This window comes from Flavobacterium bizetiae (genome assembly GCF_024271895.1).
Taxonomy (GTDB): Bacteria; Bacteroidota; Bacteroidia; order Flavobacteriales; family Flavobacteriaceae; genus Flavobacterium; species Flavobacterium bizetiae.
The window spans coordinates 5231269-5245175 of record NZ_CP091861.1 but is presented as its reverse complement, the minus strand read 5'-3'; the positions used below and the strand labels follow the sequence as shown (position 1 = coordinate 5245175).

General features: G+C 32.1%; 8 protein-coding genes. 5 read left to right on the top strand and 3 right to left on the bottom strand.

Annotation, left to right across the window (positions count from 1 at the left end; genetic code table 11):
- The first annotated feature begins 36 nt into the window (after positions 1-36).
- The 5 genes from L0669_RS21600 (at position 37) to L0669_RS21580 (ending at position 8133) form a co-directional block, all read left to right on the top strand.
- Positions 37-1458: an RtcB family protein gene (locus L0669_RS21600; protein ID WP_263759924.1), complete on the top strand. Its 1422-nt coding sequence runs from the start codon at positions 37-39 to the stop codon at positions 1456-1458.
- 291 nt (positions 1459-1749) lie between these two features.
- Positions 1750-2550, top strand: coding sequence for a TatD family hydrolase (locus L0669_RS21595; RefSeq protein ID WP_263759923.1), 801 nt, complete (start codon positions 1750-1752; stop codon positions 2548-2550).
- Between the two features lie 153 nt (positions 2551-2703).
- Complete coding sequence (locus tag L0669_RS21590; RefSeq protein WP_263759922.1) at positions 2704-3855, top strand: hypothetical protein; 1152 nt, start codon at positions 2704-2706, stop codon at positions 3853-3855.
- Positions 3856-4075: 220 nt separating this feature from the next.
- Positions 4076-6112 (top strand): ATP-dependent nuclease, encoded by a 2037-nt coding sequence (locus L0669_RS21585; RefSeq protein WP_263759921.1) that lies wholly within the window; start codon positions 4076-4078, stop codon positions 6110-6112.
- Positions 6109-8133 (top strand): UvrD-helicase domain-containing protein, encoded by a 2025-nt coding sequence (locus L0669_RS21580; protein WP_263759920.1) that lies wholly within the window; start codon positions 6109-6111, stop codon positions 8131-8133. Before L0669_RS21585 ends, L0669_RS21580 begins: the two co-directional genes overlap by 4 nt.
- A 117-nt stretch (positions 8134-8250) precedes the next feature.
- Here the strand turns inward: L0669_RS21580 and L0669_RS21575 are convergent, their stop codons facing one another.
- The 3 genes from L0669_RS21575 to L0669_RS21565 all read right to left on the bottom strand — a co-directional run bounded on the left by L0669_RS21575 (position 8251) and on the right by L0669_RS21565 (position 13341).
- Positions 8251-8649: a helix-turn-helix domain-containing protein gene (locus L0669_RS21575; protein WP_263759919.1), complete on the bottom strand. Its 399-nt coding sequence runs from the start codon at positions 8647-8649 to the stop codon at positions 8251-8253.
- Between the two features lie 265 nt (positions 8650-8914).
- Positions 8915-10243: an SWIM zinc finger family protein gene (locus L0669_RS21570; protein ID WP_263759918.1), complete on the bottom strand. Its 1329-nt coding sequence runs from the start codon at positions 10241-10243 to the stop codon at positions 8915-8917.
- 5 nt (positions 10244-10248) lie between these two features.
- Complete coding sequence (locus L0669_RS21565) at positions 10249-13341, bottom strand: DUF6493 family protein (protein ID WP_263759917.1); 3093 nt, start codon at positions 13339-13341, stop codon at positions 10249-10251.
- Positions 13342-13907 lie beyond the last annotated feature (566 nt).

Genomic DNA, 13907 nt, shown 5'->3' with positions numbered 1-13907 from the left:
AACCTATGGAACTTTGTTCCTTAAAAAAGAAAACAAATGAAAATACAAATAAACGGTACAGATATATTAGAATTAGGATTTCCAGAAGGAAAAATAATTGGGATTGCCTTAAGAATAAACAGCAAAAGACACGGGTTAAAACGTGATGAAATGATAGTCAATTTCAAAAAAGTCTTAGAAACTCCGGAGAATTATATCGACGATAAAATCTTCAGCAAACTGGCAATTGCCTTGATCGAAAAAGCAAATGAAAAACCAGAAGATTTCATCGCTTTAAATCAAAATCCGAATGCGTATTCGGCTTACGGATTAGATCATATCGAAGACGGAGCCAGAAAACAAATGGAAGTGGCCATGAAATTACCTGTTACCGTTGCTGGAGCTTTAATGCCGGATGCGCACCAAGGTTACGGATTACCAATTGGAGGAGTTTTAGCCACAAAAAATGCCATTATTCCGTATGGTGTTGGAGTTGATATTGGGTGTAGAATGGCGTTGTCGGTTTATGATATTCCGGAAGCTTTTTATTTTGAAAACGAAGCCAAATTCAAAAAAGAATTAATTGCCAATTCTATTTTTGGAGCAGGTCACGGATTTCACGGTCAGTACAAATCAGATCATGCGGTTTTGGAGAACGATGCTTTTAATATGACTCCTTTTGTCAAGAACTTAAAAGATAAAGCCTGGTCGCAATTAGGATCTTCAGGTGGCGGAAATCACTTTGTGGAATTCGGAATCATGGAATTTGCAAAAGACGATGCGGTTTTGAATATTCCAAAAGGAAAATACGTCGCTTTGTTAACGCATTCCGGTTCACGCGGAATGGGAGCAACCATTGCCGGACATTATACTAAAATGGCAAAAGACGTTTGTAAACTTCCGGAAGTGGCCAAAAACTTAGCGTATTTAGATATGAACTCACAATTGGGACAAGAATATTGGCTGGCGATGAATTTGGCGGGAGATTACGCTTCGGCTTGTCACGAGATTATCCATAACAAAATGGAACGTGCTCTGGGCGCGACGATTTTAGCGAAAGTCGAAAACCATCATAATTTCGCCTGGAAAGAAATCTGGAACGGCGAAGAAGTGATCGTACATAGAAAAGGAGCAACTCCAGCCGGAAAAGGCGTTATGGGAATCATTCCAGGAAGCATGACCGCGCCGGGATTTTTGGTGAGAGGAAAAGGCGAAGAGAACGCCATTAATTCGGCTTCGCATGGAGCAGGAAGACAAATGAGCAGAACCCAAGCCATAAAAAACATCACACCAACCGAGATGAAATCGATACTGAGAGATCATGGCGTTACGCTTATCGGTGCGGGTCTGGACGAAGCCCCAATGGCGTATAAAGATATCAATCAGGTGATGGAAGCGCAACAGGATTTAGTTGATGTTGTAGCGAAGTTTACACCAAAATTAGTGAGAATGGCAGATGATGGGAGTCGTGAGGATTAGTTTTTTTGAGAGGCTAAGGTTCTAAGATACTAAGATTCTAAGGTTTCTCATCATAGTGATTATTCTCATTTTATGTCATTTCGACGGAGGAGAAATCTTCGCGAGAAACTCCACAAAGATTGGACTCACATTGCGGAGCTACTTGCGAAGATTTCTCGTTCCTCGAAATGACAAATATTGCGCTTAAAAAAACTTAGCGACTCCGCGACTTTGCGAGATTAAAATAATAATTATAGACCAAAGAATAAAAAAAAATTGTGTCTTAGTGCCTTCGTGGCAAAAAACAAAAAAATGAAAACATATATAGATATCGGAATTAATTTGACCAACAAACAATTCCAAAACGACATAGACGATGTCGTACAAGACGCGATTGACGCCGATGTATCGCAAATGATCCTAACGGGTACGAGCGTACGAAACAGCGAAGCGTCATTAGAAATCGCAAAACAATATCCCGGCGTGCTGTATGCAACGGCAGGAATACATCCGCATGATGCGAAGAGTTTTGATGCGCAGAGCATTTCGAAACTGCGAAATTTATTAAAGCAGAAACAAGTCGTTTCGGTTGGCGAATGCGGACTCGATTTTGATCGTGATTTTTCGCCCAGAAACAAACAGGAAGAATGTTATAAAGCCCAATTAGAATTGGCGATTGAAGTCAGGAAACCTTTGTTTTTGCACGAGAGAAGCGCTTTTAATTCTTTTATGAATATCACCAAAGACTATTTACCGCAATTGCCAAAAGCCGTTGTGCATTGTTTTACGGGAACGTTGCAGGAAGCCAAAACCTATCTCGATAACGGATTTTATCTGGGTTTTACGGGAGCGATTTCTGATGTTAAACGTTTCAGCCATTTAAAAGAAGTCATTCAGTACGTACCGCTTGACCGAATGATGATCGAAACCGATGCGCCGTTTATGCTTCCTAAAAATGTCCCGAACAGCCTTTTGCAGCAATACCACGAACGCCGTTGCGAACCTGCTTTTCTTCCTTTTGTTGCCGGAACAATTGCTCAGTTTAAAGGAATTACTTTAGATAAAGTGGCGGAAGAAACTACTCAAAATTCTAAAAGCTTTTTTAGGATTTAGAATTATAATTTAATTAGTTTATGCCACAAATTTGCAATTTTATCTTGTGAGTTTGTGGTTTTTTATTTGTTAATTTGAAGTCATATTACAACTAATATACATACCGAAAAACCAATTAATTTTCAGCAGTTTAACCCAAAATAAGATTGATTAATGACTTGTAAATCAATATGCTTTCAAAGTAAAAAAATAATTCTTCTCGCCTTTATTCTCTTAGCATTTTCATGCAAAAAAGAAGTCAAAACAGTACATAAAAAAAGTGCTAAAGACACAGTTTCGGCTGTAGAACCAGAAGAGGAAAAAATAATTCCCACAGAAATAGAAGGCAATTTTTTAAAAAGACTTTTAAACGAAGAAATTGGCGAACAAAAGTATAAGGAAATGCAAATAAACGAATCTCCTTATTACGTTTCGTTTGCAAATGATGGCGATCCTTATACAGTTTCTTTTTCTATTTATGAAAAAGCTGATTTTAATAATGACGGAATCATAGATTATGTAATTCTCAGATCATCTGAAGGAATGCTGGGTGGAAATGCAAACACCAACAATGATTTTATTTTTTACATCATGAAAGATGAAATTAAGGAAAAAGAATCCCATAGTATTCTGGGATATGCTCCTTTTTCATACAATATAATTGACGAAGCAAATTTTGTTGGTAATAAATTTAAAATTAAGGTTACACAAAATTTCAGAACGTATTCAAGTTCGGTAGAAAATTTAAAATCGGCTTCATTATCATTTATATACAAGAATGGAAATCTATACGAAGAATCATACTTGTCAAAATGTAAATTGGCAAAATTGAAATCTAAAACTATTTTTAATGATATTCCTGAAGTAGAAAAACGTACTAGAAGTATTGAAATGCATAATTATACCGAAACTATCGAAGAAATATATAAAAAGAATGATACTCTAATTAATGCAAGTGTAGTTGGCTGTGATAATTTAATATTAGAGTTTAATACGTTTTATAAAGTAGAACCGGATAAAATAAATGATACTGAATTTAAAAAAGAAACTGCTTTACAATTATTAGAATTTTTAGCTAAGAATACTCAGTTTTCAAAAGAAATTAATGTTGCAATAAGCTATTATCAGAACAATCCTTTAGACAACGAATATATCGAAAAGATAAAAGGATACGGATTTAGAGTTTTAATTGATAAAGATGACGACCGCAAAGGGCAATTGAGGTTTTTAGTTCAAATTGATAAAATAGATAATCCATATCAAAAAGAGAATTGGGAAATAACTACACGCAATAAAACTGCTTTACCTGATAATGAAGATTACTAAATAGCGATGTTTCCTAACAGGTTTCAAAAACCTGTTAGGTATTATTAGAGATTTATTTGTTGGCTTTTAAATCAGGTGTTTTTACTGGGTTTAAAGGCTTTTTGTTTATATATATTTGGAGACAATCATAAAAAGATTCACAAAATCATTATAGTTACGGATTACCGTAATATTTAGGATTCTTTTGTAATTAGATTTGAAAAAATTTAAAAAATGTAATATGTACATAAGTAAAATTAAAATTAGAAATTTTAGACTTTTAAAAGAAACAACAATAGTATTAGATGAAGATAAAAAACAAGAATTGTCTCTTTTAATTGGAAGAAATAATAGTGGAAAAACTTCATTCATAATGCTTTTTGATAAGTTTTATAGAAATGACAGTTATAAATTTAATTTCTATGATTTTTCTACTTCATTAAGAGAGCAAATTTTTAAGATAGATAATAATACCGTTATAGAAGATTTCTCTATCCAAATGATTCTCGAAATTAAATATAATGCAAAAGATTCTTTAGAAAACATTTCTGATTTTATTCTAGATTTAGATCCTGCTATAAATATTGTTAAAATTCTATTTGAATGTTCAATTGATAAAGATAAATTACTTAAAGATTTATCTCAAGTTACGAGCAAAAGAGAAAAATTTATTGAAAAGAACTTGTCAGATTACTTAATTAATAAAAGTATATATGTTTTTGAGAATGACTCTGATTTAGAATTAGCTAATAGAGGCAATCTTGTTAAAAAAGATATTTCGGCCATAAAGAGTTTAATTAATTTTCAAGTGATTCATGCAAAAAGAAATGTTTCAAGTTCAGAAACAACTGGCAATGGTAAACGAGCTTTGTCAGAAATGACAACGCAGTATTTTAATAAAGAGAATAAAGAATCGTCTGCTGATTTTTTTGAAATTAATAATGCGATTTCTGACATGGATTCTACTTTAGATGAAAAATATAAAGCCCATTTTGAACCATTTTTAGAAAATGCTAAAAAGTTCCTTTACATTAAAGACTTAAAGGTTGTTTCAGATTTAGAATCAAAGCAAATTTTTACAAATTATTCTAAAATTGTATATGGAGATGGTTTAAATAATCTGCCAGAACATTTAAATGGTTTAGGCTATTTAAATATCCTTTATTTATTACTTCAAATTGAAGTAAAGAAAAAATACTTTTTGGATGAAAAGAAAGATATTAATCTATTATTTATTGAAGAACCAGAGGCACACACTCATCCCCAAATGCAATATGTTTTTAGCCAAAAAATTCAGGAAATAATTAAAGAAATTAACAAAAAAGTTAGTTTACAAACTTTCATCTCTACACATTCTTCACATATTGTTTCTCAATGTAATTTTCAAGATATTCGATATTTTAGTTACAATGAGAAATTTAAAACGATTGAAATTAAAAATTTTCATTCTGAACTCAAATCGAAATATAGTTTAGATGGTAAAACCGATCATTTTAAGTTTTTAAAGCAATATCTTACTCTTTATACTTCTGAATTATTTTTTGCTGAAAAAATTATATTTATTGAAGGAATATCTGAAAAAATGCTTTTACCTTACTTTATTAGCGAATATGATAAATTGATACCTGAAGAGCAACAAGAGGATAGGATATCATCACAAAATATTTCCATCATTGAAGTTGGTGCGAATGCAAAAGTTTTTGGTCATTTTTTGAACTTTTTAGGAATAAAAACTTTAATCCTCACAGATCTTGATACAACAAAATTAGCTCCTAGCAAGAAAAATAAAAATTTACTTGTTTACACTGCTTGTCCTGTTTCAGAAGGAAGTAATACTTCTAATTATACATTAAAACATTTTTTAAAAGCTCCAGAGTTACCTGAGATTAAAGAACTAAATAATCAGCCTCACAAGGTTAAAATTTTTAATGAATGGATTTCTAACTTGAAATCTAATAATTTACAAGATAAAGAAACTTTAATAAAAATTTTCTATCAAAGTGAAGAAAATGCCTATCAAGGAAGAAGTTTTGAAGATTCATTCATAAGTATAAATTTAAATGAAATTTTTACTCATAAAGATTCTATACTTGGAATACAAAACAAAATAAAAATAGTAGAAAGTAGAATCGATTTTTATCAGCTTACAAAAGAAATTTTAAAAAAAGATGGAAAATCAGATTTTGCTTCATCTCTTTTATACTTAGCATTGACTGATAAAGTAAAATGGAAAACTCCGTTATATATTGTTGAAGGATTAAAATGGATAGCTAAATGACAGCAATTGAAAAAATAAAAGAAGTTATTGATAATAATCAAAAGACTCAGAACAAATTTCAAAATTTTGTTTTGCAAGGTGGCGCAGGGAGTGGCAAAACAGAATCCTTAAAACAAATACTTGAGTATATTACTGAAAATTACCCCGATAAAAAGGGTGTTTGTATTACACTTACAAATGTTGCTGTAGAAGAAATTCAGGCTAGAATTGGAGAAAGAAGCAACTTCTTAGTGTCTACAATACACTCATTTTTGAATGATTTAATTAAAAATTATAAAAAAAATATTCATGAGGCAATTTTTGAAGTTTTTAAAATAGAGCGAATGAACAGGGCAATTTTGGAACCTGAAGAAGATGAGAAAGTATATAATACAAATGAGCATGAAAAGTTTAAGAAAGTATATGGGAAATATTCCAGAATGTTATTTACCACAACAGAAAACAAGACATCTAAAGTTGTTGGGAAAAAAGAATATGATAAAACACCAATAGACTTTAATAATAAGTTAAACGAAGAAATAGAAAAATTAAATCAAATTATATTATCTGAGATTAGATCAATCGACTATAATAAAGCAAGATATAATGAAACACGTTATAATAATTTTAAAGAACTATCTTTTGGACATGATGAATTATTACATGTAGCTTCTTTACTTTTTAAAAGACATAATTTACTTGGCAAAATTGTTAGTGATAAATTTGACTTTGTATTAATTGATGAATATCAGGATACAAATGAAAAGATAGTTGATGTTTTTTTAAGTGCATTACCCAAAAATAATAAGACAACAGTTGGGTTTTTCGGAGATTCTATGCAAGGAATTTATGATGATGGGATTGGAGATGTTGAAAAAGAAATAGAAGAACTGAAATTAATTAAAATTGAAAAAGAAGATAATTTTAGATGCTCTGATAAAGTAATAGATTTCGTAAATAAAATTAGAAATGATGGTTTGAAACAACAATTGGCTTTAAAGCAAGAAGAAGTCTTTGATAATAGAAAGGGAGAAGTTACTCTATATTACTCTATTTATGGTAAGAAGCCAACAGCTTTCAGTAGTATTGAAGATAAAAATAATTATTTTGATGCTCTCAATAAGTTAATTGCTAAATGTTCAATTGAAAATCCTGAAATTAAAAAGTTAATGTTAACAAATAAGTCTATTTCAAGTGAGTTAGGTTTTAGTTTTCTTTATCAAGTTTTTAATGACAGATATTCAGAAGTAAAAGAAGAAATTGAAAAGACTTTAGCAAGAATTCAATTGATTGAGTTATATGATCTGTGTTCAGCTTATAAAAATAAAAACTATAATTTTGTTCTTACCAAACTGAAAAAATGTGGTTTTGAATTAAAATCTATTAGAGATAAGATTAAAATAAAAAGAATTTTTGATGTATTATTAAATTCTACTGGTTCTGCTGAAAGAGTTTTACGTTTCGCATTTAATAACAAGTTAATAAAGAAATCAGATTCATATTTGAATTACATTTCTAATAAGGATTCTTTTCTTAAAAATATTGAATCAGATAAGAGATTTTTAGAATTAGAAACTCTATTCACAAAAGGAGAAAATTCTTTTACAAAAATTGCGAAAATAGATTCTAATATATCTGAAGAAGAATTTGAAGAGTTTGATAAAAATAGAAAAAAGAAAAATTTCTATATTACATTGTTTTCAAATGAATTGAAGTTTGCAGAAATATTGAATTATTACAATTATATTGATGGCAATACTGAATCAAACTATATTACGATGCATAAAACTAAAGGTTCGGGAATTGAAAATGTAATGGTTGTTATGGATGAATACTTTTGGAATAAATATAGTTTTAAATCAATCTATGACGTTAATGAAGAGGATTTAAATAAAAAATCTAAAAACCAAAAACTTTTCTATGTAGCATGTTCCAGAGCGATTAAGAATTTGATTTGTGTTAGATTAGTTTCTGATAATGAAGAAGAACAACAATTACTGGATTTTTTTAAAGGATTTGAAATTGAAAAAGTAAATTTATAATAACTTAAGTATTTGGCAAATTTTTCAATTTCAAATCAATAATTTAATAAACCAAAAAAAAGCGCAAACCTTAAAAGTTTTGCGCTTTTTTCAATTCTATATAAAAAGAAAAATCTCTTATTTCAATTTCATCAATTTCTCTAAATACTCAACCTTATCTTTTTCAGCCTGAACCAAACGTTCGTAAAGTTCCACGACTTTATCAAGAGGATTGAAAGTACAATGATTATTAGTGTTATTTAAATAACCATTATTAGCACTATTATCGTAAAAGTTATTAAAGAAATTAAAAACAGATTCTTCCGAAAAGTTTTCAATAGCTTCTACCGTAACGCCAAGTGCTTTTGCAATTTCTAGCAGTTTTTTAGCATCAACTTCTTCACTTCCTTCAATTCCGGAAATAGATTGCTGGTTTGTACCAATTGCTTGTGCAAGCGCTTCTTGTTTCATTCCGCGAAGTTCTCTTATTCGGCTAATATTTCTGCCAATATGTTTGGGTTTAGTTGCTGTGCTCATAATTCAAAGGTATTTAAAATTCTTTAAAAAAATACTCATAGGTAAAAAACAAGATCGAATTGATAAAATACAATTTTCGTTGTTTTTTGTATTTGTAAATATATGCTTTTTCTTACTTAATTAAAATTGTATAATGCGAATTAAATAAAATAACAATCTAAAAAAATCCTTCTACATCAACGTTTTCGCGAAAGCGAATCCGTATAATCTGCGTCTAAAATCGCCCCAATATCAGGGCGATTTTCCTTTATATCAAAAACTAATCTCAGGAAATCATCATCTTAACCCCCAAAATATGCTTGCAAATTCCTCTTTTTCCCTGATAAGCTGTAAACCAGTCGCAGGTACATCTTTGCGAATTATTGTCGATAATAACTTTGTGTAAAACGCCCGAACCTTTTACTTTGGCTTCGATATAATCGGCTCTTCGTTCGACGATTTCGATGTCTTCGTTATCGATTAGTTTTTTTGCATTTTTCAATCTCGGATTCAACGATAAAATGCGTTCGGTTTTAAACGGAAGTCGGCGGTAAAAATGTGCTTTTTCGCTTAAATCGTAACCCAATAATCCCATTGAGGATAAGTTCGAAGTCAGGTTATCCATAGTGCCAAAATCGATATCATTTTCGATAGAAAGCATCGTTGGGTCAAAAGTTTCGTTTGATTTTAATAAACTGTTCAATCCGTAAACCCATTCTATAGGCAAGTTTTCGGTCATGGTTTCGAGTACATTTCCTTCTCCAGAAAATCCTCGGTACGAATCTGGAGAAAAAGCCATTAAAAGCTGCATTTTTCCAAACTCAGCCACGATTGCGCAAGTTTGTTTGTCTGACGATTCGTAAATGAAAATTTTATCTACAATGGCCAGAATTCCTTCTAATAAACGTAATCGTTGTACACCGCCAATTCTAACGCTATCGGCTGTAGCCAAAGTCGAAAACATAAATTTTCCGGCTCTTTTGGTTATGAAAAAATCACCTTTTACGGTTCCTTTTGGCAGACTTTGAAACAACTGAATGGTTTGAATTTTATTCAATTCAAACTTAAGATCCATATCGGCTAAGTAAAGCTGTACGCTCGTTAAACCTTTTATCCAACGCATCGGCAAGGTTACTTTTTTCTCGGTTACTTTTGCTTTGCTGGTAATCACCTGAACATCCTGCTGCCCAACGGCAAGGGTTACTTTCTCGTTTTTCTGAATCGCATTTAAGGCATTCAGCATTGGGTCGTTAAAATCGACATTGGTAGTTCCGTTCGCAATAAATTCTCCGTCGATGGCTTCAGGTTTCATATCCAGGCGAACATAAACGCCATTGCAGGACGAAAATCCTTCGAAACGCAAACGCTCAGATCCTGCCGAAACGATAGGATCACGAAGACTTGGCGGAATTGGTCCAAAACTGGAACGAACGACTTTGGCAATCGTAGTCCAGCATTTTGCGGTAACGTAAGGATCTGTCAAACTTCCCCAGAAAAAACACGGAATGTTATTGACTTCTTCAATTTCGGTTTGGTGTGCCAAAACCAGATTGTTGATGCCTTTGGTTTTACTGTAAGTCGAAATTCCTTTATAATTATATTCTAAATCTGTCATTTTCTTTATTTTAAAATTTGCTTAATCAACGATTTAAGCGATGCATTATCTTTCCATTGCTCAAAGAAAACAATCGCTTCAGCTGATGGTTTCTGATTGGTTTTGGTTAAAATATCAAGATAGTTTTCGATGATTTTCTTGAAGTTGGTTGGCAATTTTTCCTTTAAATCAAGATGAGCAAAAAATGAGTTTAACAATTGCAGCAAAGCATTATTATGCAAAGGCGAAACATCTTTCAGGGCAATTAATCCGTCGACTAATCTTAAAAACACCCCATATTTTTCGGTGGTCAGATACGCTATTTTCTGTGCTAATACTTCCACGTCAATGGCTTGTTTTTCGATTAAATTGATTAAAACTTCAGAGGTCAATAATCGCAAATCCTTCTTTTCCTGGAAGAAAAAACAAGCGTATAAAAGCAAGCTAATGTCTGAGAATCGAAACTCAGGTCGGTTTATAACATCCAGAAAGCCTTTTAATTCCGGTTTTGCGCCATCGGCAATTCCACAATTATGCAGCAAAGTCAAAGCCAGTGCATCTGAGTTTTGCGGCATAATACTGTGCCAGAAATAGGTGTTTCCGGCATAATTTATATTATAATCCCAACTGTTTGGTCTGTTGTAAATATCCTGGCTGTACAACAAGTAATTCGGGATTTTAGCATAATTAGGCACATCGAATCGCAGCTCATACCACGATGGCGTTCTCTCTTTTTGTTTGGTTTGATAATTCGTCCATTCGTTCCATTTTTCTTTAAACTGAACTACCGGTTTAAAAGGAGCAACCACAAACGGAACATCTTTTAAATAAGTATTTTCGAATTCAGGAAAAGTATCGTTTGGATAAAATGTTCTTGCTGCAACAGCCCAAAGCGATAAGTTTCCGGTTTCTTTGGTTGTTTTGCCCATTGTTGCCAATAGTTTCGAGAAGATAGAAGTCGAATCTAAGTTTAGTTTTTCATCAATACCAAGACAGAAAGTTAAAAGCGGTTTGAGTTCGCCTTCAACCTGATCAAGCAAAGGCAATGCTTCATCGATATTTTCTCTCGGCATACGCGCAATTGCAATGGCTAAATCGGCATAATCAATTTCTTCTTTTGTGTTTTGATACGCAATAATCCTTTCTAATAACACCTTTGGAGCGACCCAATACGGTTTATGGCTAGGGAAGGAGAGTAACGGTAAAACAGAATCTGAAACGATCTTTTGCTGTACTTTGTCCAGCAAAGGTTTCATTAAAGTAAGCGTATTTATTTTTGCATAATGCTTGTAGGTACTATCGAATTTGCCATTAATATTTGGAATTTTCTGCTGTAAAAACGACTTCAGGTAATTTTTATGAACGGCTTCAAAATAATGTTTCTGCAATTGTTTGTTATACGGCTCTAATTGTGCTGTATAATCTGCGGGAAACAAATCGCGCTGTTGAATATAGACATTCATCAAAATTTCGGTATCCAGAATTTCTTCCGATCCAATAAAATTTCCAAACTGAAAAACAATATCATTCCAATCCTTTGGTAACTGAACTTCTTCTGTAAGCAATAATTCTCGTTGAGGTTCGAATGTATATTCCTCAAGAGCAGTATCATCAATCGTTAAAGCATCTTCATCTAAAAACTGCGTTAATCCTGATTTGATATTTCCCTGCATCATGGTTACATACGACGAAAGTTTCTCTTTCAGCACCTTATCTTTTGCGTTGGCAATTTTGGTTATAATTTTTGTCGCGCGTTCCTGCAAAGCCAGATCTGCAATAACATACACATCGGCAATAATTGATGCAATGTTTGCGCTTAGTTTAGGATTCGATTTGGTTATTTTTTCCAGAATTGGCAATACGTTTTTAATCGCTGCTTTGCAATCGCTGCGCATCATTAAAGGTTCAAGCCACTCCAGAAATGATTTGGTTTTGAATTTTGGATGATCGTATATTTTCTTGATCAGTTCAATTCCGTAACTCGTAATGGGCGGATAAGGATGATGTAAATACGAGAATATATTTTCCTGATGCACGATAAATTCATCGGGAGTAACATTAAATTCTTCGATTCTTTTTCTAAAGAACGATTTCAGATTATTATTCCATTCTTTGGTTTGAATCTGTATGGCATTTTCGATAAAAAACGCACGATCCATTTTATTTTCGTCTAATAATGACTTATAAATAATCGCCCAGGTCTGGAACTCATCGTGTTTTTGTTTGTCATTCTCCCTAAAGAAACTATTGTGCAGAATCGTTTCATAATTAAACAATTCCGGAATATCCCTTTGATAAGTTAGTTTGTCGCTTAAGGATGTATTAATAAATCTTCTGGTCTTCATTTTTGCGCGCCACTCGTTTGTTGCCGCAAGTGTCAAAGCATACAGTTCTGGATTGAAGGACATTAAATTCTGTTCTTCTAATTTGCGTAGAATATGATAATTAAATCCTACCCAATCCTGTCTTTTTACTTTGTCTAAAATAAAAGTATCAAGCCAGTTGGGTTTTGCCCACAATAAAACTTCCAGAACCTGACTTTTCTCGTCTATTTCGTTTAATAAACTCAAAGCTTCATCCCAGGAATTGATTTCGGTTTTATCAAATAAAGCAATGGCACTTAGAGTAATGATATCGCTTTGCTTTTTGTCGCCTCGGGTTCCCCAGCCATAATCGTGTTTGTCTTTTTTTACATAACCCGGATCTTTTGTAAGATCAGTATAGGTCATAAAATAACGTTTGCTTTTTTTGATGAGCTTTTTGATTGCTTCAATATTTCCTTTTGATTTTTCTTTTAAAAAAGGCAATAATAAATCTATATTTTTAGCTTTTATAATAGCATCGTATTCTTCAAGAACTTCATCAGATTTTGCGCTTTTGGTTGTTTTGGGTTTTGAAGCCACAGCAACGTCACCCGTTTCTGAATATCCTTTTTTTACTTTTTCGGCAAGTACTTTTTCTGCTGATTTCAGACATTCTTCGTCTGTAGAAAATGATTTGGTTTGAGACGTGCCTGATGTTCCGTTTTTTCCGTAAGTAACAGTATATTCTAATCCTGTAACTTCAATTTGCCAAAACTTATCAGAGTTTTCGTCGATGTATTTGAGGTATTTTTTCATGCTATTTTAAGAACTGAATTGATAAAAAATAAAGTGTGCGTATATTCTCAAAAATATAAAATTATTAGAGTTTATAGGCTTTTTTAAAAGAAAATTTAGGTTAAAATTGTATGCTGTCTGATAAATATTTTTAACATAATTGTGTAAAAATGTTAAAATATATTGTACATTTGGTCTTGAAATGGAAAAGAAAAACATAAATATCAATCTGTTGGAAAGACAATATAGCGATCGTTTAGCGGGATTTGTTCTCGTTAAAAGATCTGGATGTGATGTGTATTTTAGTGAATTGAAGTGTAAATTGTAATTACACACTCAACATAAATATATAAAAGCGTCCTTTTCGGGACGCTTTTTTTGTTTTTGAGGATTGAAAAAACAATTTTCCCGTAGTATCGGGATTGCTCAGGAGGATAATTTAGATTACTTAATATGACACAAAATGGTAAAAACAACTTTGAACTGTAAAAAAATGAAAAAAAATAATGGATCAAATAGTATATAATAGAAGTAAGTAATGAATTATGATCTTGAAAACTAATCTGATGATAGACAGTCATTTGATA